Annotated in this window: 24 protein-coding genes; 23 read left to right on the top strand and 1 reads right to left on the bottom strand. The window is 40.1% G+C overall.

Annotated elements, in window-relative coordinates; genetic code table 11:
- Nucleotides 1-56 precede the first annotated feature (56 nt).
- Both rpoB and rpoC read left to right on the top strand, forming a co-directional pair.
- The gene (rpoB, locus tag HMPREF1514_RS06630) at nt 57-3623 is read left to right on the top strand and encodes a DNA-directed RNA polymerase subunit beta (RefSeq protein WP_006268060.1); all 3567 of its coding nucleotides are present in this window, start codon (nt 57-59) and stop codon (nt 3621-3623) included.
- A 38-nt stretch (nt 3624-3661) separates the two neighbouring features.
- On the top strand, nt 3662-7300 hold the full coding sequence (gene rpoC / locus HMPREF1514_RS06625; protein WP_037598179.1) for a DNA-directed RNA polymerase subunit beta': 3639 nt from the start codon (nt 3662-3664) through the stop codon (nt 7298-7300).
- Between the two features lie 164 nt (nt 7301-7464).
- Here the strand turns inward: rpoC and HMPREF1514_RS06620 are convergent, their stop codons facing one another.
- Entirely contained in the window at nt 7465-8169 is a 705-nt protein-coding gene (locus HMPREF1514_RS06620) for a hypothetical protein (RefSeq protein ID WP_003070797.1), read from the bottom strand.
- Nucleotides 8170-8311: 142 nt separating this feature from the next.
- Between HMPREF1514_RS06620 and HMPREF1514_RS06615 the strand changes: the two genes are divergently transcribed.
- The 21 genes from HMPREF1514_RS06615 (at nt 8312) to HMPREF1514_RS06515 (ending at nt 26612) form a co-directional block, all read left to right on the top strand.
- A complete protein-coding gene (locus HMPREF1514_RS06615) occupies nt 8312-9508 on the top strand; it encodes a phosphoglycerate kinase (RefSeq protein ID WP_037598177.1) in 1197 nt (398 codons plus the stop codon).
- Between the two features lie 254 nt (nt 9509-9762).
- The gene (locus HMPREF1514_RS06610; protein WP_037598175.1) at nt 9763-9969 is read left to right on the top strand and encodes a hypothetical protein; all 207 of its coding nucleotides are present in this window, start codon (nt 9763-9765) and stop codon (nt 9967-9969) included.
- A gap of 2 nt (nt 9970-9971) precedes the next feature.
- Complete coding sequence (locus tag HMPREF1514_RS09260; protein ID WP_006269982.1) at nt 9972-10256, top strand: 2'-5' RNA ligase family protein; 285 nt, start codon at nt 9972-9974, stop codon at nt 10254-10256.
- A 138-nt stretch (nt 10257-10394) separates the two neighbouring features.
- A complete protein-coding gene (locus tag HMPREF1514_RS06600) occupies nt 10395-10925 on the top strand; it encodes an FUSC family protein (RefSeq protein WP_037598171.1) in 531 nt (176 codons plus the stop codon).
- Nucleotides 10926-11001: 76 nt separating this feature from the next.
- Complete coding sequence (locus HMPREF1514_RS06595) at nt 11002-11361, top strand: MerR family transcriptional regulator (protein WP_003070793.1); 360 nt, start codon at nt 11002-11004, stop codon at nt 11359-11361.
- 37 nt (nt 11362-11398) lie between these two features.
- Nucleotides 11399-12745 carry a type I glutamate--ammonia ligase gene (gene glnA, locus HMPREF1514_RS06590; protein ID WP_003070792.1) on the top strand — a complete coding sequence of 449 codons (1347 nt, stop codon included), beginning with the start codon at nt 11399-11401 and terminating at the stop codon, nt 12743-12745.
- Nucleotides 12746-12932: 187 nt separating this feature from the next.
- On the top strand, nt 12933-13298 hold the full coding sequence (locus HMPREF1514_RS06585; RefSeq protein ID WP_037598169.1) for a DUF1033 family protein: 366 nt from the start codon (nt 12933-12935) through the stop codon (nt 13296-13298).
- Between the two features lie 69 nt (nt 13299-13367).
- Entirely contained in the window at nt 13368-14309 is a 942-nt protein-coding gene (gene comGA / locus HMPREF1514_RS06580; protein ID WP_037598168.1) for a competence type IV pilus ATPase ComGA, read from the top strand.
- On the top strand, nt 14251-15273 hold the full coding sequence (gene comGB, locus HMPREF1514_RS06575) for a competence type IV pilus assembly protein ComGB (protein WP_037598166.1): 1023 nt from the start codon (nt 14251-14253) through the stop codon (nt 15271-15273). The genes comGA and comGB overlap by 59 nt, the downstream gene beginning before the upstream one ends.
- Nucleotides 15270-15587 carry a competence type IV pilus major pilin ComGC gene (gene comGC, locus HMPREF1514_RS06570; protein ID WP_006269985.1) on the top strand — a complete coding sequence of 106 codons (318 nt, stop codon included), beginning with the start codon at nt 15270-15272 and terminating at the stop codon, nt 15585-15587. Before comGB ends, comGC begins: the two co-directional genes overlap by 4 nt.
- Nucleotides 15547-15975, top strand: coding sequence for a competence type IV pilus minor pilin ComGD (gene comGD, locus HMPREF1514_RS06565; protein ID WP_003070786.1), 429 nt, complete (start codon nt 15547-15549; stop codon nt 15973-15975). The genes comGC and comGD overlap by 41 nt, the downstream gene beginning before the upstream one ends.
- On the top strand, nt 15947-16240 hold the full coding sequence (comGE, locus tag HMPREF1514_RS06560; protein ID WP_037598164.1) for a competence type IV pilus minor pilin ComGE: 294 nt from the start codon (nt 15947-15949) through the stop codon (nt 16238-16240). The genes comGD and comGE overlap by 29 nt, the downstream gene beginning before the upstream one ends.
- Nucleotides 16224-16661, top strand: a complete 438-nt coding sequence (gene comGF / locus HMPREF1514_RS06555) for a competence type IV pilus minor pilin ComGF (RefSeq protein WP_003070784.1) — start codon at nt 16224-16226, stop codon at nt 16659-16661. Before comGE ends, comGF begins: the two co-directional genes overlap by 17 nt.
- Nucleotides 16642-16968, top strand: coding sequence for a competence type IV pilus minor pilin ComGG (comGG, locus tag HMPREF1514_RS06550; protein ID WP_003070783.1), 327 nt, complete (start codon nt 16642-16644; stop codon nt 16966-16968). Before comGF ends, comGG begins: the two co-directional genes overlap by 20 nt.
- An 84-nt stretch (nt 16969-17052) precedes the next feature.
- The gene (locus HMPREF1514_RS06545; RefSeq protein ID WP_003070782.1) at nt 17053-18006 is read left to right on the top strand and encodes a class I SAM-dependent methyltransferase; all 954 of its coding nucleotides are present in this window, start codon (nt 17053-17055) and stop codon (nt 18004-18006) included.
- Nucleotides 18007-18052: 46 nt separating this feature from the next.
- The gene (locus HMPREF1514_RS06540; RefSeq protein ID WP_003070781.1) at nt 18053-19252 is read left to right on the top strand and encodes an acetate kinase; all 1200 of its coding nucleotides are present in this window, start codon (nt 18053-18055) and stop codon (nt 19250-19252) included.
- A 388-nt stretch (nt 19253-19640) separates the two neighbouring features.
- The gene (gene glmS, locus HMPREF1514_RS06535) at nt 19641-21455 is read left to right on the top strand and encodes a glutamine--fructose-6-phosphate transaminase (isomerizing) (protein WP_006269970.1); all 1815 of its coding nucleotides are present in this window, start codon (nt 19641-19643) and stop codon (nt 21453-21455) included.
- Between the two features lie 418 nt (nt 21456-21873).
- Nucleotides 21874-24003 carry an ATP-dependent Clp protease ATP-binding subunit gene (locus tag HMPREF1514_RS06530; RefSeq protein ID WP_037598214.1) on the top strand — a complete coding sequence of 710 codons (2130 nt, stop codon included), beginning with the start codon at nt 21874-21876 and terminating at the stop codon, nt 24001-24003.
- Nucleotides 24004-24170: 167 nt separating this feature from the next.
- On the top strand, nt 24171-25628 hold the full coding sequence (locus HMPREF1514_RS06525) for a PTS ascorbate transporter subunit IIC (RefSeq protein ID WP_037598163.1): 1458 nt from the start codon (nt 24171-24173) through the stop codon (nt 25626-25628).
- Between the two features lie 30 nt (nt 25629-25658).
- Nucleotides 25659-25940, top strand: coding sequence for a PTS sugar transporter subunit IIB (locus HMPREF1514_RS06520; RefSeq protein ID WP_037598162.1), 282 nt, complete (start codon nt 25659-25661; stop codon nt 25938-25940).
- Nucleotides 25941-26126: 186 nt separating this feature from the next.
- Complete coding sequence (locus tag HMPREF1514_RS06515) at nt 26127-26612, top strand: PTS sugar transporter subunit IIA (RefSeq protein WP_003032306.1); 486 nt, start codon at nt 26127-26129, stop codon at nt 26610-26612.
- Nucleotides 26613-26621 lie beyond the last annotated feature (9 nt).

The following is a 26621-nucleotide window of genomic DNA, read 5'->3' as shown; positions in this document are numbered from 1 at the left end:
GAAATTGCTACTCTATCATGTAATAGAGAATGTAGAAAGAAGAAGGAGTAAAAAACTTGGCAGGACATGAAGTTCAATACGGGAAACACCGTACTCGTCGTAGTTTTTCAAGAATCAAGGAAGTTCTTGATTTACCAAATTTGATTGAAATCCAGACGGATTCGTTCAAAGATTTTCTTGACCATGGTTTGAAAGAAGTATTTGAAGATGTACTTCCTATTTCAAACTTTACAGACACTATGGATCTGGAGTTTGTTGGTTATGAAATCAAAGAATCCAAATACACTTTAGAAGAAGCACGGATTCACGATGCTAGCTATTCTGCACCTATTTTTGTGACGTTCCGTTTAATCAATAAAGAAACCGGCGAAATCAAGACGCAAGAAGTCTTCTTTGGCGATTTTCCAATCATGACAGAAATGGGAACGTTTATCATCAACGGTGGTGAGCGGATTATCGTATCACAGCTCGTTCGTTCTCCAGGTGTTTACTTCAATGATAAAGTAGACAAAAATGGGAAGGTTGGGTATGGTTCAACCGTCATTCCAAACCGTGGAGCTTGGTTAGAGTTGGAAACGGACTCAAAAGATATTGCCTACACTCGGATTGACCGCACTCGTAAAATTCCATTTACAACGCTTGTTCGTGCACTTGGTTTCTCTGGTGATGATGAAATCTTTGATATTTTCGGTGATAGCGATCTCGTTCGCAACACGATTGAAAAAGATATCCACAAAAATCCGATGGATTCACGTACAGATGAAGCGCTGAAAGAAATCTATGAACGCCTTCGTCCAGGTGAGCCTAAGACAGCGGATAGCTCACGTAGTCTGTTGGTTGCTCGTTTCTTTGATCCACATCGTTATGACTTGGCGGCAGTTGGTCGTTACAAGATTAATAAAAAATTAAATATCAAAACACGTTTGTTAAATCAAACGATTGCAGAACCTTTGGTTGACCCAGAAACAGGAGAAATCTTAGTAGAAGCCGGAACAGTTATGACGCGTAGTGTCATTGATAGTATTGCAGACTATTTGGATGGAGATTTGAATAAAATCACTTATATTCCAAATGATGCAGCTGTATTGACAGATCCAGTCGTTCTTCAAAAATTCAAAGTCGTGGCACCAACTGATCCAGATCGCGTGGTAACTATTATTGGGAATGCTAATCCAGGTGATCGGGTTCATACGATTACACCAGCGGATATCTTGGCTGAGATGAGCTACTTCCTCAACTTAGCAGAAGGCATCGGCCGTGTGGATGATATTGACCATTTGGGAAATCGTCGGATTCGTGCGGTAGGTGAATTGCTTGCTAACCAAGTGCGTCTTGGACTTTCTCGCATGGAGCGCAATGTTCGTGAACGCATGAGCGTGCAAGATAACGAAGTACTGACTCCGCAACAAATCATTAACATACGCCCAGTTACAGCAGCTATCAAAGAATTCTTTGGTTCCTCTCAATTGTCTCAATTTATGGATCAACACAATCCACTGTCTGAGTTGTCTCACAAGCGTCGTTTATCTGCCTTAGGACCTGGTGGTTTAACACGTGACCGTGCAGGATACGAAGTGCGTGACGTGCACTATACCCACTATGGTCGTATGTGTCCGATTGAAACACCTGAAGGACCAAATATTGGTTTGATCAATAACTTGTCTTCTTATGGGCATTTGAATAAATATGGCTTTATCCAAACGCCTTACCGTAAAGTGGATCGTGAAACAGGTCTGGTCACCAATGAAATCGTCTGGTTAACAGCGGATGAAGAAGATGAATACATCGTTGCTCAAGCAAATTCTAAGTTAACAGAAGACGGGCGTTTTGCAGAAGCGATTGTTATGGGACGTCACCAAGGGAATAACCAAGAATTTCCTTCAGATCAGGTGGATTTCATGGATGTGTCGCCTAAACAGGTAGTTGCCGTTGCGACAGCATGTATCCCGTTCCTTGAAAATGACGACTCAAACCGTGCCCTCATGGGTGCCAACATGCAACGTCAAGCAGTACCGTTGATTGATCCGCATGCACCATACGTTGGGACTGGAATGGAATACCAAGCAGCTCACGATTCTGGTGCGGCGATTATTGCACAACACGACGGTAAAGTTGTATATTCTGATGCTGCCAAAGTTGAAGTTCGTCGTGAAGACGGTTCGCTTGATGTCTATCATATTACGAAATTCCGCCGTTCAAACTCTGGTACTTCTTACAACCAACGTACGCTGGTGAAAGTTGGCGATACGGTTGAAAAAGGCGATTTTATCGCAGACGGACCTTCTATGGAAAAAGGCGAAATGGCGCTTGGACAAAATCCAATCGTTGCTTATATGACATGGGAAGGTTACAACTTTGAAGATGCCGTTATCATGAGTGAACGTCTAGTAAAAGATGACGTTTATACCTCTGTTCACTTGGAAGAATTTGAATCAGAAACACGTGATACAAAGCTTGGTCCTGAAGAAATTACGCGCGAAATTCCAAACGTTGGGGAAGATGCGCTAAGAGACCTTGACGAAATGGGAATTATCCGCATTGGTGCTGAGGTGAAAGAGGGCGACATTCTTGTCGGTAAAGTAACGCCGAAAGGTGAAAAAGACTTATCCGCTGAAGAACGCCTGCTTCATGCAATTTTCGGTGATAAATCTCGTGAAGTACGTGACACATCTCTTCGTGTACCACATGGTGGTGCTGGGGTTGTCCGTGATGTGAAAATCTTTACTCGTGCGAACGGTGATGAATTGCAATCTGGTGTCAACATGTTGGTGCGTGTTTACATTGCTCAAAAACGAAAGATCCGCGTTGGGGATAAGATGGCCGGACGCCACGGAAATAAAGGTGTTGTTTCCCGTATCGTTCCAGTTGAGGATATGCCTTATCTTCCAGACGGAACACCAGTAGACATCATGTTGAACCCACTTGGGGTGCCATCACGTATGAATATCGGACAGGTTATGGAGCTTCACCTTGGTATGGCTGCTCGCAACCTTGGTATCCACATAGCAACGCCAGTATTTGACGGAGCAAGCTCAGATGACCTTTGGGATACTGTTCGTGAAGCAGGCATGGATAGCGATGCCAAGACGATTCTTTATGATGGTCGTACGGGTGAGCCGTTTGACAACCGTGTATCTGTCGGTGTCATGTATATGATTAAATTGCACCACATGGTCGATGATAAGCTTCATGCCCGTTCAGTTGGTCCTTATTCAACCGTTACGCAACAACCACTTGGTGGTAAAGCTCAATTCGGTGGACAACGTTTTGGAGAAATGGAAGTTTGGGCTTTGGAAGCTTACGGTGCTTCTAACGTCCTTCAAGAAATCTTGACCTACAAGTCAGATGATATCAATGGTCGTTTGAGAGCTTATGAAGCTATTACTAAAGGCAAACCAATTCCAAAACCAGGTGTGCCAGAATCTTTCCGTGTTCTTGTGAAAGAATTGCAGTCACTTGGTCTTGACATGCGCGTCCTAGATGAAGATGACAATGAAGTAGAACTTCGTGACTTGGATGAAGGCATGGATGACGATGTGATTCACGTAGATGACCTTGAAAAAGCGCGTGAAAAGGCAGCTCAAGAAGCGAGAGCAGCTTTTGAAGCTGAAGGAAAAGAATAAGAACTGATTCAATAGATAATAAAGAAAGGTAAGAAATAGTGGTTGATGTAAATCGTTTTCAAAGTATGCAAATCACCCTAGCTTCACCTAGTAAAGTCCGCTCTTGGTCTTATGGGGAAGTGAAGAAACCTGAAACAATTAACTACCGTACACTAAAGCCAGAACGTGAAGGACTTTTTGATGAAGTCATCTTTGGTCCTACGAAAGATTGGGAATGTGCGTGTGGAAAGTATAAACGGATTCGTTATAAAGGAATCATTTGTGACCGTTGTGGTGTTGAAGTCACTCGTACAAAAGTGCGTCGTGAGCGTATGGGACATATTGAGTTAAAGGCTCCTGTTTCTCATATTTGGTATTTTAAAGGGATTCCGAGTCGCATGGGCTTGACATTGGATATGAGTCCTCGTGCTCTTGAAGAAGTCATTTATTTTGCAGCTTATGTGGTGATTGATCCAAAAGATACGCCACTTGAGCACAAATCTATTATGACGGAGCGGGAATATCGTGAACGCTTGCGGGAATACGGTTCAGGATCATTTGTTGCAAAAATGGGTGCTGAAGCTATCCAAGATCTCTTGAAACAAGTAGATTTGGAAAAAGAAATTGCAGCCCTCAAAGAAGAATTAAAAACTGCAACTGGGCAAAAGCGCGTCAAAGCGATACGCCGCTTAGATGTTTTAGATGCTTTCCAAAAATCTGGTAACAAACCAGAATGGATGGTGTTAAATATCTTACCAGTTATTCCACCAGACTTACGTCCAATGCTTCAGCTGGACGGTGGACGCTTTGCTTCCTCTGACTTGAACGATCTTTACCGTCGTGTTATCAATCGGAACAATCGTTTGGCACGTCTTTTGGAGCTGAATGCTCCTGGAATCATCGTGCAAAATGAAAAGCGGATGTTGCAAGAAGCGGTTGATGCGTTGATTGACAACGGTCGTCGTGGTCGTCCAATTACTGGACCAGGTAGCCGCCCGCTCAAATCATTGAGCCACATGCTTAAAGGAAAACAAGGTCGTTTCCGTCAAAACTTGCTCGGAAAACGGGTTGACTTCTCAGGACGTTCGGTTATTGCGGTAGGTCCAACCCTCAAAATGTACCAATGTGGTGTGCCGCGCGAAATGGCAATTGAGCTTTTCAAACCATTTGTTATGCGTGAAATTGTAGCGCGTGATATTGTGCAAAACGTGAAAGCTGCTAAACGCTTGGTGGAACGCAGTGATGAACGTATTTGGGATATCTTAGAGGATGTCATTAAAGAACACCCGGTACTCCTTAACCGCGCACCGACACTTCACAGATTAGGAATTCAAGCATTTGAGCCAGTCTTAATTGACGGGAAAGCTCTTCGTTTGCACCCGCTTGTGTGTGAGGCCTACAATGCCGACTTTGACGGAGACCAAATGGCTATTCACGTACCATTGTCGGAAGAAGCTCAGGCAGAAGCACGGATTCTTATGCTAGCTGCTGAGCACATCCTCAATCCAAAAGACGGTAAGCCAGTCGTAACACCGTCACAAGATATGGTCTTGGGGAATTATTACCTAACAATGGAAGAAGCTGGTCGTGAAGGTGAAGGTATGGTCTTTAAAGACCGTGACGAAGCTGTAATGGCTCTTCGGAATGGTTATGTGCATTTACATACACGTGTTGGGATTGCGACTGATAGTTTGAACAAACCATGGACGGAAGATCAAAAACACAAGATTCTTTTAACAACAGTTGGTAAGATTCTTTTCAATGACATCATGCCAGATGAATTGCCGTATTTGCAAGAACCAGTTGCCTCAAATATAGCAGAAGGTGTGCCAGCTAAATATTTCTTAGAACCTGGTCAAGATGTCAAAGAAGCCATCAGTAAACTTGAATTAAACGTACCATTTAAGAAGAAAAATCTTGGAAATATCATTGCTGAGATCTTCAAGCGTTTCCGTACAACTGAAACGTCTGCTTTTCTAGACCGTCTGAAAGATCTCGGCTATCATCATTCAACGCTTGCTGGTTTGACAGTAGGGATTGCCGATATTCCAGTCGTTGAAGATAAGGCAGAAATTATCGAAGAGTCACATAAACGTGTTGAACAAATCACGAAACAATTCCGTCGTGGGATGATTACAGACGATGAGCGCTATAACGCGGTTACTGCAGAATGGCGTGCTGCTCGTGAAAAATTGGAAAAACGCTTGGTTGCTAACCAAGATCCGAAGAACCCAATCGTTATGATGATGGACTCTGGAGCCCGTGGTAACATCTCTAACTTCTCGCAACTTGCCGGTATGCGTGGTTTGATGGCTGCTCCTAATGGCCGTATCATGGAGTTGCCAATCTTGTCTAACTTCCGTGAAGGTTTGTCTGTTCTGGAAATGTTCTTCTCAACTCACGGAGCGCGTAAAGGGATGACTGATACAGCCCTTAAGACTGCCGACTCAGGTTATTTGACTCGTCGCTTGGTTGATGTGGCGCAAGATGTTATCATTCGTGAAGACGATTGTGGAACTGACCGTGGTCTTGTGATTCGCTCTATTACTGACGGCAAAGAAATGATTGAACCATTGGAAGAGCGCTTGATTGGTCGTTATACGAAAAAATCGGTTAAACATCCTGAAACAGGTGAAGTCATCGTTGGTCCAGATGTATTGATTACAGAAGATGTAGCGCATGAAATTATCAACGCTGGTATCGAAGAAGTTACTATCCGTTCTGTCTTTACATGTAATACACGTCATGGCGTTTGCCGTCGCTGTTATGGTATCAACTTGGCAACGGGCGACGCTGTTGAAGTTGGAGAAGCAGTTGGAACCATTGCTGCCCAATCTATCGGTGAACCTGGTACACAATTGACTATGCGGACTTTCCATACGGGTGGTGTTGCTTCTAATACTGATATTACTCAGGGGCTTCCTCGGGTTCAAGAAATCTTTGAAGCCCGTAATCCAAAAGGGGAAGCAGTCATCACAGAAGTTAAAGGTGAAGTCACTGCGATTGAAGAAGATGCTTCCACTCGGACTAAGAAAGTCTTTGTCAAGGGTGCAACCGGTGAAGGAGAATACGTTGTACCATTTACAGCTCGTATGAAAGTGGCTGTAGGTGACCAAGTTTCTCGCGGGGCAGCATTAACAGAAGGTTCTATCCAACCGAAACATTTATTGGCTGTTCGTGATGTCTTGTCTGTTGAGACTTACCTGCTAGCTGAAGTGCAAAAAGTTTACCGCAGTCAAGGGGTAGAAATCGGTGACAAGCATATTGAAGTAATGGTTCGCCAAATGATTCGTAAGGTGCGCATCATGGATCCGGGAGATACTGATCTTCTTATGGGCACACTCATGGATATTACAGACTTTACCGATGCTAACCGAGATGTAGTTATCTCAGGCGGTGTTCCTGCAACAGCTCGTCCTGTTCTTATGGGAATTACCAAGGCCTCTCTGGAAACCAACAGTTTCTTATCAGCTGCCTCTTTCCAAGAAACCACTCGTGTTCTGACTGATGCGGCTATCCGTGGTAAGAAAGATCACTTGCTTGGTCTAAAGGAAAATGTTATCATTGGTAAAATCATTCCAGCTGGTACAGGTATGGCACGCTACCGTAATCTTGAGCCGCAAGCTGTCAATGAAGTTGAAATTATCGAAGATACAACGGCAACAGAAACTGTGGAAGAAACCACACCAGCAAAATAATAAAAAAGAGTCGAAATCTTCGACTCTTTTTGTTAGGTTTAGAATTTTATGAAAAACTTTCTGGTAATTTTTAAATTTAGCTAGCTTTGCATAGCGAGTATATCGCATTTTAATTTTGATTCAAGTGTAAAAAGGGGCCGTCAAAATTAGATTTTTGGCTAGTATTAAAATGCATTCCAAAAGAAGCAAAAGATGAGAATACAACTCCATGCATTCCCAGTCCTTTTTTGAATGACCAGCATGCCATAAATGAGAATGAATACGGCGATTGCTTCAAATAGAGAAGTCGCATCCAAGCCAATCATTCCATGAACAAGGAGGCAAATCAAAGCACAAATGAGGGCACCAAGGTCAATTTTCTTATTTTGACGTGGATAGCGAAGATTGATTTTCCTAGAAATTACAACATAATTAAAACCTTCCCAGAATCCCCAGATAAGAGAAATGAGCAAGTAACCTAAGATGTTTGTCGGAAAAGAACTAGCAAGAATTTCTTTCGTTAAGGAGATTGATTGAAATGGGAGGTAGGTGTGAACTTGTCCTGTAATGATGAGGAAAAGCAGCAAAGGAAGACAGGTGATTGCAGTTTGGACGCAGGACGGGAGAAAATGTTTAGTAACCAATCCATATTCTTTCCAGCTTTCTTTGCGACGAATCAGAACGACACTAGTCCCTAGACCGGCTGCACCAAACTGACACATTGCGAGAAAGAGAAGGCGAAGCCAAATGGGAAACGATGACTGATGGGTGAAATCAGTTATTTCTTGTTGGAAAAATAGATATCCGATAAGCGGAAGCATAGTCAAGATGGCAATGATGTTTAAATCTTGGTCAACTTTCTTTTGGACGATAGATAATGTTTGTTTCATATGATTTGCCCTTTTTATCTTTATTGTAGTGTTCTGATAGAGCTTTGTCAATAAGACAGGAAAAGTGTCTGATTTTGCTACCTTTTTAATCGCTTTTGTGATATAATTATCATGTACAAAAAATAATAAGGAGTCTGATTAAATGGCTAAATTGACTGTTAAAGACGTTGATTTGAAAGGGAAGAAAGTTCTCGTTCGTGTTGACTTTAACGTACCTTTGAAAGATGGCGTTATCACTAATGACAACCGTATTACTGCGGCTTTGCCAACAATTAAATATATCATCGAACATGGTGGACGTGCTGTTCTCTTCTCTCACCTTGGGCGTGTGAAAGAAGAAGCTGATAAGGAAGGAAAATCACTTGCTCCAGTAGCAGCAGATTTGTCTGCAAAACTTGGTCAAGACGTTATCTTCCCCGGTGTTACCCGTGGTGAAAAACTTGAAACAGCTATTAATGCTCTTAAAGACGGCGAAGTTCTTCTTGTTGAAAACACTCGTTTTGAAGATGTTGACGGTAAAAAAGAATCTAAAAATGATCCAGAACTTGGTAAATACTGGGCATCACTTGGAGATGGTATCTTCGTAAACGATGCATTCGGTACAGCTCACCGTGCACATGCATCTAACGTTGGTATTTCAGCAAACGTTGAAAAAGCTGTTGCTGGTTTCCTTCTTGAAAACGAAATTGCTTATATCAAAGAAGCTGTTGAAAATCCAGTTCGTCCATTCGTAGCCATTCTTGGTGGTTCAAAGGTCTCTGATAAGATCGGTGTTATCGAAAATCTTCTTGAAAAAGCTGATAAAGTTCTTATCGGTGGTGGGATGACTTACACATTCTACAAAGCACAAGGTATCGAAATCGGTAACTCACTTGTAGAAGAAGACAAATTGGATGTTGCGAAATCTCTTCTTGAAAAAGCAAATGGCAAATTGATCTTGCCAGTTGACTCAAAAGAAGCAAACGCATTTGCTGACTACACTGAAGTAAAAGATACTGAAGGTGAAGCAGTAGATCCAGGATTCCTTGGTTTGGATATCGGTCCAAAATCTATCGCTAAATTTGATCAAGAATTGACTGGTGCTAAAACAGTTGTATGGAACGGACCTATGGGTGTCTTTGAAAATCCTGATTTCCAAGCTGGTACAATCGGTGTAATGGACGCTATCGTTAAACAACCAGGCGTTAAATCAATTATCGGTGGTGGTGACTCAGCTGCTGCAGCTATCAACCTTGGTCGTGCAGATAAATTCTCATGGATTAGTACGGGCGGAGGCGCGTCTATGGAATTGTTGGAAGGTAAAGTTCTTCCAGGACTTGCAGCTCTTACTGAAAAATAAGTTTTAGCCCGTTAGTCTCTCCAAAATCCTGATTTTGGAGAAAAAGGAGCAAAACTGAAATGATAACAAAAAGGTGGCTTGTTCACCTTTTTGTGTTAGTGAAAGTATTTGTGACGCGGTGGTGGTGCATCTATGGAACTTCTTGAAGGAAAGGTACTCCCAGGTCTTGCAGCATTGACTGAAAAGTAAGGCTAGAACAAAAAAATAATAGAGAAAAGGTGGTTCAACCACTTTTTCTTTTACAGAGAAACGATATGTATACTATTATAGGAGCTCTAGATAGGTATAGCCAAGAACGAGTTCGCTCTATTGGGCGCAGTTTGAGTGTCAATAGTCTATCAAACTACACTTATGAAGTAGTCGATCGGGAACCACATTTGACTTTTTCGTCTCTTGAAAAAGTAGATTTGGCTGATATCCAGCTCATCTCGGAAGAGATGGCGAAGATTAGTCAGCTGTAAGTTTGAACTTTAGCTCTATTTCGTCCTTTCTAGGTTCTTCCATTGTTACACTCAATCCTGTTAAAACGTCAGAATTAACTGCATTTCATGCAGAGTTACATAAAAAGATTGCAAGTTATGTAGACCAATCTTCCTCCTATCTTCTTGAAAACTGGGTTCCGCATGTGACATTAGCCAACCGAGTTCCAAAAGAAAAAATGGGCTCTGCTTTACCTTCACTGTTTTGCTCATTATCCATCTGTCTCAGGAATCCTGACGGGATTAAAACTGATAAAGATAGGAAGTGATGGTCAAGTAGAAGATGTTTGTGAAGCTTCTCTAAAAAATGTATAGGAAAGCTTTGACAGACCTGTTTGGAAACCATCATTCTTTTCCTCAAAATTTCTCTAAAATATGTTAGAATAAAGGTAAAAGGAAATGTATGAATGGGTTATTTTAAAAAGTACAAATTTGATAAATCGAAATTTAAATTAGGAATGCGGACTTTTAAAACAGGAATCGCTGTTTTTATTGTCCTTTTAATTTTTGGATTTTTTGGTTGGAAAGGGCTACAGATTGGCGCTTTAACAGCTGTTTTTAGTTTGCGAGAGGATTTTGATAAGAGTGTTCATTTTGGAACATCTCGTATCTTAGGAAACAGTATTGGCGGTTTGTATGCTTTGTTCTTCTTTCTTATCAATCAGCTTTTTCATGAACAGTTTTGGGTAACATTATTGATTGTCCCTATTTGTACCATGTTAACCATTATGACAAATGTTGCTATGAACAATAAAGCAGGAGTGATTGGTGGTGTTTCTGCTATGCTGATTATTACCCTATCAATTCCAACAGGAGAGACAATTTTGTATGTATTTTCACGGGTATTTGAAACCTTTATGGGGGTATTTATTGCCATGTTAGTCAATTCTGATATAAATCGATTGAGAAAATTTTTGATATTAAAAAACAAGAAGTGATGTCAGGAAACCTAACATACATTCTTGACAGGAAAAATTTTTCGGACTATAATAGAGCATGAGAAAGGAATTTGCAATGAAGGAAAAGGAATTTCGTCGCAATATGGCTGTTTTTCCCATTGGTAGCGTTATGAAATTAACAGATTTGACGGCACGTCAGATTCGTTATTATGAAGATCAAGAATTGATTAAACCTGATCGAAATGAAGGAAATCGCCGCATGTATTCATTAAATGATATGGATCGCTTGTTAGAGATTAAAGATTACATTTCAGAAGGTTACAATATTGCTGCTATTAAACGGAAATATGCTGAGCGCGAAGCGAGATATAAAAAGCCAGTGAGCGAGAAAGACGTTCGTCGAGCCCTTCATAACGATATTTTGCAACAAGGTCGCTTTGCTTCTTCCCTTCCACCATTTGGTCGTATGCATTGACCAACATCAATTTTTAAAATTTTATAAGGAGATACTCATGTCAATTACAGTAGCTGACATTCGTCGCGAAGTGAAAGAAAAAAATGTTACCTTTATCCGTTTGATGTTTTCGGATGTTTTGGGAACGATGAAAAATGTCGAAATTCCGGCGACAGATGAACAGCTGAATAAAGTTTTGTCCAACAAAGTGATGTTCGATGGTTCTTCTATCGAGGGTTTTGTGCGTATCAATGAGTCAGATATGTACCTTTATCCTGACTTGGATACATGGACTGTTTTCCCTTGGGGAGATGAAAATGGCAGTGTCGCAGGACTAATTTGCGATGTTTATACAACAGAAGGAACTCCCTTTAAAGGGGATCCGCGTGGAAATTTGAAGCGTGCTTTGAGACATATGGAAGAGCTTGGTTTCAAATCTTTCAATCTTGGTCCTGAGCCAGAATTTTTCCTTTTCAAATTGGATGAAAATGGCGATCCAACTCTTGAGGTAAATGATAAGGGTGGTTATTTTGATTTGGCGCCAACTGACCTGGCTGACAATACTCGCCGTGAAATCGTTAATGTCCTTACAACAATGGGATTTGAAGTAGAAGCTAGTCACCATGAGGTAGCTATCGGTCAGCACGAAATTGACTTTAAATATGATGAAGTACTTCGTGCCTGTGATAAGATTCAGTTGTTTAAACTGGTTGTCAAAACAATTGCTCGCAAGCATGGTCTGTATGCAACGTTCATGGCAAAACCAAAATTTGGTATTGCCGGTTCAGGTATGCACTGTAACATGTCGCTCTTTAATCAGGATGGTCAAAATGCATTTTTTGATCCAGAAGATCCAAATGGTATGCAATTATCAGAAACAGCGTACTATTTTCTTGGTGGCTTAATTAAGCATGCTTACAATTATACAGCTATCATGAACCCGACTGTAAATTCTTACAAACGCTTAGTTCCAGGCTATGAAGCTCCTGTTTATATTGCTTGGGCAGGACGTAACCGTTCTCCGCTTGTTCGTGTGCCAGCTTCACGCGGTATGGGAACTCGTTTGGAATTGCGTTCGGTTGACCCAATGGCTAACCCTTATATCGCTATGGCGGTTCTTCTTGAAGTTGGACTTCATGGGATTGAAAATAAAATTGAAGCACCTGCTCCAATTGAAGAAAATATCTATGTTATGACAGCAGAAGAGCGTAAAGAAGCAGGGATTACGGATCTTCCATCTACTCTCCACAATGCGGTGAAAGCACTAACAGAAGATGAAGTTGTAAAAGCTGCCTTGGGTAGTCATATCTATACAAGTTTTGTGGAAGCAAAACGCATCGAATGGGCAAGCTATGCCACTTTCGTTTCCCAATGGGAAGTAGATAACTACCTTGATTTGTATTAATAAATTGGAAATGAGGCTTAAGAAGAGTCTCGTTTTCTTATTTGATGAATGAAAAAGTACTAATCAAAATAATGCCACTTTTTCTACATTTTTGAGCAAATGGCGAAAAACTTGTATAATGGAGCATATCTGTTTAAAAAATTTAGCATTTCCGATATAATAAACAGAACAAAGGGAGGTGAAGCAGGTGTATTGTGTGATTGAAATGTATGGCAAAGATGAGCCTTGGTGGTTTTTTGATGACTGGGAAGCTAATATCGTATCTATACAACATTTTGATGACTATTATACTGCTTTAAAGTATTATAAGCGCCAATGGCTGAAGTTGGTAGCTGCTTTTCCTTTCTATAAAAGTCGAAGTGATTTAATGTCCATTTTTTGGGCTGCAGAAGATTTGCGCTGGTGTGAAGAATGTAGTGATTCTGTCCAGCAATACCATTCTCTCGCTTTATTGGAAAATGATGGTGTCATTCCTAAAGAGAAATGGAGACCGGGCTATAATAAACAAAATAGTGAAGAGGAACATCGTGCTTGCTCTCTAACGTTTAAATAATTTACAAAATGGTGATTTTTCATCATTTTTTTATTTTCTTCTGCGAATAATATAAAGTGAGGAGGAGATATGGTTCAAAACATTGCACAGGCTATTATTTGTCAGGCTAAGGAAGAACGAGCACAGGACATTTATTTTGTTCCGAAGGAAAATGTTTACGAGTTGTATATGCGAATTGGAGATGAACGCCGTTTTATACGCAATTATGAATTTGAAGAGCTAGCTGCTGTAATCAGTCATTTCAAGTTTACTGCTGGGATGAATGTGGGAGAAAAACGTCGCAGTCAGCTGGGCTCTTGCGATTATCAATATAGTGACAAGAAAACGTCGCTACGGTTATCAACAGTGGGGGATTATCGCGGATATGAAAGTCTAGTGATTCGTCTATTGCATGATGAAGAAGCAGAGCTGAAGTTTTGGTTTGCTCAAATTCCGGAGTTGAAAGAACGTTTCAAACAGCGAGGGCTTTACCTTTTTTCAGGACCGGTAGGAAGTGGTAAAACTACTCTCATGCACCAGTTGGCTCAAGAGCGTTTTGCCGATCAGCAAATCATGTCAATTGAAGATCCGGTTGAAATCAAACAAGCAGGGATGTTACAGCTGCAGCTGAACGAAGCGATTGGTTTAACTTATGAAAGTTTGATAAAACTTTCTCTTCGGCATCGACCGGATTTATTGATTATCGGAGAGATTCGTGATGCGGAGACAGCACGGGCAGTTGTTCGAGCTAGCTTAACGGGAGTGACTGTTTTTTCAACTATTCATGCTAAAAGCGTACGAGGTGTCTATGAACGGTTGCTGGAGTTGGGAGTGACAGAAGCAGAGCTGAAAATTGTTTTGCAAGGAATTTGCTACCAACGGTTAATTGCGAAAGGAGGAATAGTGGATTTTGTCAGTGAAAGGTATCAAGAGCATGAGCCAAGTGACTGGAATAAGCAGATTGATCAGCTTTATGCAGCAGGACATATCACTTTTGAGCAGGCAGAAACGGAAAAAATTATCCATAGGTAGGCAGAAAAAAGTCGTAGAGTTGCTGAATAATCTTTTTTCTAGTGGCTTTCATTTAGCAGAAATGATTGATTTTTTGAAGCGGAGTGCCCTGCTAGAAAAAACCTATGTAGAAAAGATGAAAGAGGGTTTAGCAACAGGAAAACCTTTTTCAGAAATTATGGCTAGTTTAGGATTTTCAGATAGTGTTGTCACCCAGCTTTCACTGGCAGAGCTACATGGGAATCTCTCACTCAGCCTGAATAAGATTGAGGAATACTTGGAAAATGTCTCAAAAGTCAAGAAAAAGTTAATTGAAGTAGCTACTTATCCATTCATTTTACTTATTTTTTTAGTATTCATTATGTTAGGGCTGCGCAATTATTTACTTCCGCAGTTAGAACGCCAAAATAGTGCAACGCAGCTGATTAGTCAGTTGCCGCAAATTTTTCTGGGTTCATTAGGAGTAGTGCTTGTTTTGTTAGCGATAGGTTTTTATTGGTTTAGAAAAAGCTCAAAAATAGTAGTGTTTAGCTTCTTGGCTCGACTTCCTTTTTGTGGAACTTTTATTCAAGCGTATTTGACAGCTTATTATGCGCGCGAATGGGGAAATATGATTGGTCAAGGTTTAGAACTCAGTCAGATTTTTCATATGATGCAAGGGCAACGCTCTGCTATGTTTCAAGAAATTGGAAAAGACTTAGAAGTTGCACTGCAAAATGGTCAGGAATTTTCCCAAGTGGTTAAACACTACCCGTTTTTTAAAAAGGAATTGGGTTTGATAATTGAATACGGTGAAGTGAAATCCAAATTGGGGTGTGAATTAGAAGTTTATGCTCAAAAAACGTGGGAGAAGTTTTTTAGTCGGATCAATCAAGCTATGAACTTAGTGCAGCCGCTTGTCTTTGTTTTTGTGGCACTGGTTATTGTTTTATTGTATGCAGCCATGTTGCTGCCAATTTATCAAAATATGGAGGTTCAATTATGAAAAAAATTAAAAATATAAAGGTAAAAGCTTTCACTTTGGTAGAAATGTTAGTGGTGCTTCTAATCATCAGTGTTTTGATGCTTTTGTTTGTTCCGAATTTGACCAAACAAAAAGAAGCTGTAACGGAAAAAGGAAATGCAGCTGTTGTGAAGGTTGTCGAAAGTCAGGCAGAGCTTTTTGAAGTGAATCACACTAATGAAAAAGCGACGCTTTCAAAATTAGTCAGTGAAGGAACTATTACAGACAAGCAAGCAGCATCATACAAGGCTTATTATGCAAAACATACAAAAGAAGCTCGCACAGTTGCAGATTAAAGGTTTTACGCTTTTGGAAAGTTTGCTGACCTTATTTATGACGAGTCTCTTATTGCTTGCTGTATCAGGTTCAGTACGTTCATCGTTTGAGCAAGTAGAACAGCAAATTTTCTTTCTAGAGTTTGAGCATTTTTATCGGGAAAGTCAGAAGTTGAGTAGTGCAGCTCAAAGTCAGTTGGACATGAATTTTTCTCGCGAGAGAATTTCCAATGGTTACAGCCATTTGGCAGTTCCTCGCTCGATTCAGGCTCCGGAAGACCTGACACTTCATTTTGACAAGGCAGGCGGCAATTCATCGCTCGGAAAGGTTATCTTTCAGACAAAAAAGCAAACAATTACGTATCAATTATATCTAGGAAATGGAAAATTTAAGAAAACAATGCGTTAGAGGAACGATTTTATTAGAAGCTTTATTGGCATCGGCTGTTTTTGCGTTTATTGTGACCTTGTTATTGGGGCAGATCCATCAGTCTCGACAGACAGAAAATGATTTACTGAAAAAAGAAGAAGTTCTAAGAGTGGCTAATATGGCATTACAAACAAAGCAAAGCCATTTAACAATAAACGGTATTGAAGTTCGTGTTAAAAAAAGTCAACAAGGCATCCAGATTTATCATGGGAAGGAGCTGATTGTCGGTGTTCAAGGCAAATAAAGTGAAAGCTTTTACACTTTTAGAGGCTCTGGTTGCCCTCTTTGTAATCAGCGGGAGTGTGCTATTATTTCAATCGATGACGCGTCTTCTGGCTTCGGAGGTCCGAGCTCGACAACACAGTGAACAACGAGAATGGCTTTTGTTTGCCCATCAATTAGAAGCGGAATTGATTCATTCTTCATTTGAAAAAGTGGAGAACAATCGTTTATACATGAAGCAGGACGGTAAGACGATTGCATTTGGAAAGTCAAGTGGACAAGATTTCAGAAAAACCAATGCAAATGGGAAAGGCTATCAGCCTATGATTTATAATGTGAAAAAAGCAGAAATCTCACAGAAAAATGAGCTGATTCATATCAGAATGACATTTAAGCGAGGATTGGAAAGGGAGTTCGTCTATCGTGTGGAAACAAAGAGTTAAAGCAGGTATTATGCTCTATGCCCTTTTTATAACAGCTGTCTTTAGCTTACTTTTGCAATTTTACCTTCATCGGCAAACTGCAAATCACAGGAATTTCACCCTAAACCGAGAGCGAATACAGGCTTATGCAATGGCAGCTGTAGCAAATGAAAATCCTAAACAAAGGAATTTTGAACAGGGGTATGTGCAAGATCAGAAAGATGAGAAAGAGTTCATCCTGACAGTAACAATGAACACTGGTCGCCGTTATCAATTTCGCTTCCCACTTATGCATTCCAATCAAACCAATGACAATTTAGACGAATAAGTGAGAATAGAACTAGATGTGAGCAACTGAGGACTCGCTCGCAAAAAGAGATAAATTTTGGTATGATAGGGAGCGGAGGATACTATGAATTTTGAAAAAATAGAACAGGCTTATTCGCTTTTGTTAGAGAATGTTCAGGAGCTCCAAAATACTCTTTTGACGAATTTTTATGATGCTTTGGTCGAGCAAAATGGGGTTTATCTGGATGGAAATACAGAGCTAGCTATTGTCAAAAAAAATAATGAAACACTTAAATCTTTGAAATTAGATAAAGAAGAATGGCGACGAGCATACCAATTTTTGTTGATGAAAGCGGCTCAAACAGAGCCTTTGCAAGCTAATCATCAATTTACTCCGGATTCTATTGGTTTTATCGTAACATTTCTCATTGACCAATTGAGTAATAAAGAACATATTGATGTGTTGGAAATTGGTAGTGGAATGGGAAATTTGGCAGAAACCATTCTTAATAATACAAATAAAAACGTGGATTATCTAGGGCTGGAATTGGACGATCTGCTAATTGATATATCAGCCAGTATCGCAGATGTGATGGATGCAAAAGTTAGTTTTGTGCAAGGTGATGCGGTGCGCCCGCAAGTATTGAAAGAAAGCGATGTGATTATCAGTGATTTACCAGTTGGCTTTTATCCTGATGATAACATTGCGACGCGCTATGAAGTGGCTAGTAGACAGGAGCATACTTATGCTCATCATTTGTTAATGGAACAATCGCTCAAGTATCTCAAATCGGATGGTTATGCTATTTTCCTTGCACCAAATGATTTACTGACTAGCACACAAAGTGATTTATTAAAAAATTGGTTGCAGAAGCATGCACAAATAGTTGCAATGATTGCGTTACCAGAGTCTCTTTTTGGAAATGCAGCATACGCTAAAACAATTTTTGTACTGAAAAAGCAAGATGAACAAGCTGTCCAACCATTTGTTTATGCTTTATCTGATTTGCAGAATCAAGCGGATTTATTGACATTTAGCGAAAAGTTTCAAAATTGGAGCCAAGAAAGTGAAATTTAAACAAGTTTTTGATATAATAAATGAAAACGCTTAAAAGAGGTAATTTATGTCAAAAACAATTTCAATCAATGCCGGAAGTTCTAGTCTAAAATGGCAATTATACGAAATGCCAGCTGAAAAGGTCATCGCTAAGGGGTTAATTGAGCGAATTGGTCTCAAAGATTCCATTTCAACGGTCAAATTTGATGGTCGTGCGGAGAAACAAATTTTAGATATTGATGACCACACACAAGCTGTTAAAATTTTGTTAGATGATCTAATGCGCTTTGATATTATTAAAGCCTATGATGAAATCACAGGTGTCGGTCATCGTGTCGTTGCAGGTGGTGAATATTTTAAAGAATCTGCACTTGTGGATAGCGAAGAAGTGATTCAAAAAGTAGAAGAATTAGCGCTTCTTGCACCACTTCATAACAAAGCAAATGCAGCAGGAATTCGTGCATTTAAAGAATTGTTGCCAGATATTACAAGTGTCGTTGTGTTTGATACGTCATTTCATACAACAATGCCTGAAAAAGCTTACCGTTATCCATTGCCAACTAAATATTATACTGAAAACAAAGTGCGTAAATATGGTGCGCATGGAACAAGTCATCAGTATGTTGCCAAGGAAGCCGCTAAAGTGCTTGGCAAGCCGCTTGAAGATCTGAAACTAATTACTTGCCATATTGGGAATGGTGCTTCTATTACAGCAGTCAAAGGTGGTCAATCTGTTGACACTTCAATGGGCTTTACTCCACTAGGTGGCGTGATGATGGGAACTCGCACAGGGGATATTGATCCAGCGATTATTCCTTATCTGATGGAGCATACAGAAGATTTGAATACGCCGGAAGATATTAATCGTATTTTAAATCGTGAGTCAGGTCTCTTAGGGGTATCTGAGAAATCCAGCGACATGCGTGATATTCATGCCGCTATGCGCGCTGGTGATGCCAAAGCACAGTTGGCGAATGACATCTTTGTTGATCGTATTCAAAAATATATTGGTCAGTATCTGGCTGTTTTAAACGGAGCAGACGCCATTATCTTTACCGCTGGAATTGGTGAGAATTCTGTGACGATTCGTCGATTAGTTATTGAGGGAATTTCTTGGTTTGGTTGTGAACTTGACCCAGAAAAGAATGTTTTTGGTAATTATGGAGATATTTCAATGCCAGATTCCAAGGTTCGAGTGCTGGTTATTCCAACGGATGAAGAGTTGGTTATTGCTCGTGATGTTGAACGATTTAAAAATCAAAAATGAAATGTTAAAAGATTGAACCTAGAGCAATCATATGGAAGAAAAGGCTGGTTTTATCCAGTCTTTTTGTTTCTAGTTATGAAGTAGCGGATTATTTAGATCATAGATTGAATGTTCAATAGACTATGCCCAAAGTATACTTTGATGTTGTAAAGAAAACGTTTAGAGCAGATTACTTTTTTGTTTATAAAAGACAACTAAATTTGCTTGAAGTCTCTTGGTTGCACCGCCCTTCTTTTTTGAACTATACCAATTTTATTGTTGACAAATTCACAATAAAATTATATACTGACTTAGCTTGTTTTGTATAGCTATTATTAGACTATACCAATTTAAAAAATCAAAGAAGGAGATGGCAGACTTCTGAAAGTCGTTTGCTAGAAAGAATAGTATGTGTGGAATTGTCGGAGTTGTTGGAAATCGGAATGCAACAGATATTTTAATGCAGGGTCTAGAAAAATTAGAATACCGGGGATATGATTCAGCGGGAATTTTTGTGACAAATGGGAAAACATCTAGCTTAGTCAAATCGGTTGGTCGTATTGCCGACCTTCGTTCAAAAATCGGGATTGATGTAGCTGGAACGGCTGGTATTGGGCATACACGTTGGGCAACACACGGAAAACCAAGTGAAAGCAATGCGCATCCGCATACGTCTCAAACTGGACGCTTTGTTTTAGTGCATAATGGTGTTATCGAAAATTACCTAGATATTAAGAATACATATCTTGCTGAACATGATTTGAAGGGTCAGACAGATACAGAAATTGCGGTTCACTTGATTGGAAAATTTGTTGAAGAGGACGGACTCTCAGTACTAGATGCTTTTAAAAAAGCGCTCCACATCATTGAAGGTTCCTATGCTTTTGCTTTAATGGATGCAGAGGATGCAGACGTGATCTATGTGGCGAAAAATAAATCACCGCTCTTAATTGGTCTGGGAGAAGGCTACAATATGGTCTGTTCGGATGCTATGGCGATGATTCGTGAAACCAGCGAATACATGGAAATTCATGATAAAGAACTGGTAATTGTGACCGCTGACAGCGTAGAAGTGCAGGACTATGACGGGAATCCAATTGAGCGCGATAGTTATACTGCGGAACTTGATTTATCAGATATTGGCAAAGGCACTTATCCTTACTATATGCTCAAAGAAATTGATGAGCAGCCAACAGTGATGCGTAAGTTGATTCAAGCATATACAGACGATAATGATCAAGTAGTTGTCGATCCAGCTATTATAAACGCTGTTCAAGAGGCTGATCGGTTGTATATTTTAGCGGCTGGAACTTCTTATCATGCTGGATTTGCAACCAAGCGGATGCTGGAAGAATTGACAGATACACCTGTGGAATTAGGGATTTCTTCAGAATGGGGCTACAGATGGCCATTACTGAGCAAGAAACCAATGTTTATCCTGATTAGCCAATCTGGTGAGACGGCCGATAGCCGTCAGGTTTTGGTTAAAGCCAATGCAATGGGGATTCCGAGCTTGACTGTAACCAATGTTCCAGGTTCCACTTTGTCTCGTGAAGCGACTCACACGATGTTACTTCATGCAGGACCAGAGATTGCCGTAGCTTCTACCAAGGCTTATACAGCACAGATTGCGACTTTGGCTTTTCTAGCAAAAGCAGTTGGAGATGCCAATGCCAATGAAAAAGCAAAACAGTTTGATTTAGTGCATGAATTATCCATTGTGGCGCAAGCCATTGAGGCTACGCTATCTGAAAAAGACAGTATTGACGAAAAAGTACATGAGTTACTCGCAACAACACGCAATGCTTTCTATATCGGTCGAGGACAAGACTATTATGTTGCTATGGAAGCCAGCCTAAAATTAAAAGAAATTTCCTATATCCAGTGTGAAGGATTTGCTGCTGGAGAGTTAAAACATGGAACGATTTCTTTGATTGAAGACGGTACGCCAGTAATAACCTTGATTTCTTCCGATGAGCAATTGGCCAGTCATACTCGCGGCAATGTATCAGAAGTTGTGGCGCGTGGTGCAAATGTTTTGACCGTTGTAGAAGAAAATGTAGCAAAAGAAGGGGACGATATTGTTTTAATGTCTGTTCATCCATATCTGTCACCAATTTCTATGGTCGTGCCGACACAGTTGATTGCTTATTTTGCAACTTTGCATCGCGGTTTAGATGTAGATAAACCACGAAACCTTGCTAAATCTGTTACAGTAGAATAAAAAGAAGAATCATCGAGTAAAGTACTTGGTGATTTTTTGTAGCATTGACATAAAGTAAAAAAGTTAATTTTGGTGAAATTGTGGAAAATGAAATTAGAAAAACTATTGTTAAGATTATAGTTCAAAATATCAAAAATTATGTAATTTTTCACAAAAATCTATTGACTTTTTGTGTGTAACAAGATATAATTACAATTGTAAACGGAAAGAGACGAAGTCCGTTACACTCGCCAAAACAAGATGAATTTCTAGAGGTATTTTGCTAAAAGAATTTCATCTCTATTTTGGGAGAGAATAAAAATTATGTAAACTATTAAACTGCCTTTTATAAATATAAATCCAAAAGATAGAGTTGCTCACTTTGTCTTATATTTTAAGCAGTTTCAAAAATTATGTAAAACATAAGCGAGGTGCAGATATGAACAATAACTATAACAACTTTGATAATATGGATGATCTTTTCAATCAATTGATGGGAAGAATGGGCGGTTTTAACAGTGAAAATCGGCGTTATCTTATCAATGGACGTGAAGTGACACCGGAAGAATTTGCACAATATCGTGCAACAGGTAAATTACCGAAGCAAGTAGCGGAAGGTCAGACATCACAAATGCAGGGGCAAGCAGGTGGACTCAAACACGATGGTATTTTAGCGAAGTTAGGGCGTAATTTGACAGAAGAAGCGCGTCAAGATATGTTAGATCCTGTTATTGGACGCAATAAGGAAATTCAAGAAACGGCTGAAATCCTTTCTCGGCGGACGAAAAATAATCCAGTACTAGTTGGAGATGCTGGGGTTGGTAAGACCGCAGTTGTCGAAGGTTTAGCACAAGCGATCGTTAATGGGGATGTTCCTGCAGCCATTAAGAATAAAGAGATTGTTTCTATTGATATTTCTGGTTTAGAAGCAGGTACACAGTATCGTGGTAGTTTTGAAGAAAATATTCAAAATTTAGTATCTGAAGTGAAAGAGGCCGGCAATATCATTCTCTTCTTTGATGAAATTCATCAAATTCTCGGCGCTGGAAGCACAGGCGGTGATAGTGGATCAAAAGGTCTAGCAGATATTTTGAAACCAGCTTTATCTCGTGGTGAACTGACAGTTATCGGTGCGACGACTCAGGATGAATACCGAAATACCATTTTGAAGAATGCAGCTTTAGCTCGTCGTTTCAATGAAGTAAAAGTCAATGCTCCATCTGCAGAAGATACTTACAAGATTTTGCAAGGAATTCGTGATTTATACGAAAAACACCACAATGTCATCTTGCCAGATGAAGTGTTAAAAGCTGCCGTGGACTTCTCTATTCAATATATTCCACAACGCAGCTTGCCAGATAAAGCGATTGACCTAGTGGATGTGACAGCGGCTCATTTAGCAGCTCAACATCCTGTTACAGATGTGCATACAGTGGAACGTGAAATTGCAGAGCAAAAGAAAAAGCAAGAAGCTGCGGTTGAAAAAGAAGACTTTGAAACTGCTTTGAATGCCAAGATGCGTATTGAAGAGCTAGAAAAAAAGATTGAAAATCATACGGAAGACATGAAGGTGACTGCAACTGTCAATGATGTAGCAGAATCTGTAGAACGTATGACGGGCATTCCTGTTTCCCAAATGGGGACTAGTGATATTGAACGGTTGAAAGAGATGAATGCGCGATTGAAGACAAAAGTCATTGGACAAAACGAAGCAGTTGAAGCAGTGGCGCGCGCTATTCGTCGGAATCGTGCAGGTTTTGATGAAGGAAATCGTCCGATTGGTAGCTTCCTCTTTGTCGGCCCAACTGGTGTTGGAAAAACAGAGCTAGCGAAGCAATTAGCGCTTGATATGTTTGGTACTAAAGAAGCCATTATCCGTTTGGACATGTCTGAATACTCTGACCGCACGGCTGTGTCGAAGTTGATTGGTACAACAGCTGGTTATGTCGGCTATGATGACAATAGCAATACCTTGACAGAACGTGTTCGTCGGAATCCTTACTCTATCATCTTGCTGGACGAAATTGAAAAAGCCGATCCGCAAGTCATCACACTGTTACTGCAAGTTTTAGATGATGGACGTCTGACAGATGGACAAGGAAATACTGTCAACTTTAAGAATACAGTTATTATTGCTACATCAAATGCTGGATTTGGGTATGAAAGCTTTACTGGTGATGAGGAAAAGGATAGGAAGATTATGGATCGCTTAAAACCATACTTCCGCCCAGAATTCTTGAATCGCTTCAATGCAGTCATTGAATTCTCTCATCTTGGTAAAGAGGATTTAGCTGAAATCGTCGACTTGATGTTGGATGAAGTCAACCAAACACTTGCCAAGAAAGACATCACGTTAACAGTAACAGATGCAGCCAAACATTATCTAGCAGAAGAGGGATATGATGAAGTTATGGGTGTTCGTCCGCTTCGTCGTGTGATTGAGCAACAAATCCGTGATAAGGTAACAGACTATCATCTTGATCATTTAGATGCGAAACATCTTCTTGCAGATTTGAAAGATGATGAATTAGTTATCGAAGAAGCGAAAGAGCATCAAACTAAAAAATAAACAGAAGAGTAACGCCGGAGCGGATTTCCGGCGTTTTTTAAGTGTGCTTAATTTTCAGGTCCAAGAGTGAACAGTTGCTTGTGTAATTCTTGGTCTTTTTGTTACCGCTTACATCTTTTATAATAGACTTAGAAAGAACAAATAAAATAGAAAAAAGGAGAGTTAAAATGAACATCATTTTAAACATTCTGAACTGGTTCTCGCAAAATATTTTGCAGAATCCAGCCTTCTTTGTAGGTCTTTTGGTTCTCATTGGCTATGCGTTATTGAAAAAACCAGCGCATGATGTCTATGCTGGTTTCATCAAAGCGACAGTTGGTTATATGCTGTTGAACGTTGGGGCTGGAGGTTTGGTAACAACTTTCCGTCCGATTTTAGCGGCTCTGAACTTTAAGTTTAAGATTGGTGCAGCGGTAATTGACCCTTACTTTGGATTGACAGCGGCAAATACAAAGATTGCAGAAGAATTTCCAAACTTTGTCGGAGCAGCAACAACAGCACTCTTGATTGGTTTTGGTGTCAACATCCTGCTCGTTGCTCTTCGGAAAATTACGAAAGTACGGACGCTGTTCATTACAGGTCATATCATGGTTCAACAAGCAGCGACCGTTTCATTGATGGTTCTTCTCCTTGTTCCTCAATTGCGTAATAGCTGGGGCGTGCTGGCAATCGGTGTCATCTGTGGACTTTACTGGGCAGTCAGCTCTAATATGACAGTAGAAGCAACACAACGTTTAACTGGTGGCGGTGGTTTTGCGATTGGTCACCAACAACAATTTGCGATTTGGTTTGTGGATAAAGTTGCAGGCAAATTTGGCAAGAAAGAAGAAAATCTTGACAATTTGAAGTTGCCAAAATTCTTGTCTATTTTCCATGATACAGTGGTTGCTTCGGCGACGTTGATGTTGGTTTTCTTTGGAGCTATTCTCTTAATTTTGGGTCCGGATATCATGTCCAATGCAAAAGTCATTACATCAGGTACAGTTTACAACCCTGCTAAGCAAGATTTTTACATGTATATCATTCAAACAGCCTTTACTTTCTCAGTTTATCTCTTTGTCTTGATGCAAGGGGTGCGGATGTTTGTAGCAGAATTGACGAATGCCTTCCAAGGTATCTCTAACAAATTGCTTCCTGGTTCATTCCCAGCTGTGGACGTTGCAGCTTCTTATGGTTTTGGTTCACCAAATGCGGTGCTTTCAGGATTTGCTTTTGGCTTAATTGGTCAATTGATTACCATTATGCTCTTAATTATCTTTAAGAATCCAATTCTCATTATCACTGGTTTCGTTCCAGTATTCTTTGATAATGCAGCGATTGCAGTTTATGCGGATAAGCGTGGTGGCTGGAAAGCGGCGGTTATCCTGTCCTTTATTTCAGGTGTATTGCAAGTAGCGCTTGGTGCTCTCTGTGTGGCACTTCTCGGTCTGGCTTCTTACGGTGGTTACCATGGAAATATTGACTTTGAATTCCCTTGGCTTGGTTTTGGTTATCTTTTCAAATATCTTGGCATTGTAGGTTACATTCTTGTTTGTGTATTCTTGCTGATTATTCCGCAACTACAATTTGCCAAAGCAAAAGACAAGGAAGCCTACTATCGTGGTGATGTTCAAGCAGAAGAATAAAAATAGATTTAAATATTGGAGGAAAATAATATGGTTAAGGTATTAACAGCGTGCGGAAATGGCATGGGCTCATCTATGGTGATTAAGATGAAAGTAGAAAATGCTCTGCAAAAATTAGGACAAACAGATTTTACCGTCAATTCTTGCAGTGTTGGAGAAGCAAAAAGCCTTGCTTCTGGTTATGATATTGTCATTGCTTCTCTTCATTTGATTCATGAATTGGATGGACGGACAAATGGTAAATTGATTGGTCTGGATAATCTGATGGATGACAAAGAAATTACTGAAAAATTGTCTCAGGTACTAGAGTGATGAGGACGACTGACCTTGTCATAAGATTGATACAATAGGAAAGGATGAGGGGCTTAGAGCAAACGCTCTAGCCTCATTCACTTAACAAGAATAGAACTTGGACGAAAATGTTAGAACGGATAGGAAGCGGTAGTTTCTTTAGAAAAGGACTTTTTCTTATTCTTATAACTGATGAAAGGAAACATGATGAACCTAAAGCAAGCATTGATTGAAAACAACTCCATTCGTTTAGGTCTTTCTGCTTCAACTTGGCAAGAAGCGGTCAAACTTGCTGTTGACCCTTTGATTGAAAGTGGAGCTGTTAAGCCTGAATATTATGATGCTATCATCGAATCCACAGAAGGATATGGTCCTTACTATATTTTGATGCCCGGTATGGCTATGCCGCATGCACGACCAGAAGCTGGTGTTCAAAGAGATGCTTTCTCTTTGGTGACGTTGAAGGAGCCTGTAACTTTCTCGGACGGAAAAGGCGTGAGTGTTTTGTTAGCTCTTGCAGCAACGAGTTCAAAAATTCATACGAGTGTTGCAATTCCACAAATCATTGCTCTTTTTGAATTGGAAAATTCTATTGATCGTTTGTTAGCTTGTCAAACAGAAGCAGAAGTTCTAGCTTTGATTGATGAGTCAAAAAATAGTCCTTATTTAGAAGGATTGGATTTAGATAGTTAGTAAATGGTT

It is taken from the genome of Streptococcus sp. AS20, assembly GCF_000524255.1.
Classification (GTDB): domain Bacteria; phylum Bacillota; class Bacilli; order Lactobacillales; family Streptococcaceae; genus Streptococcus; species Streptococcus constellatus.
This window is presented reverse-complemented; position numbering and strand designations above follow the sequence as displayed.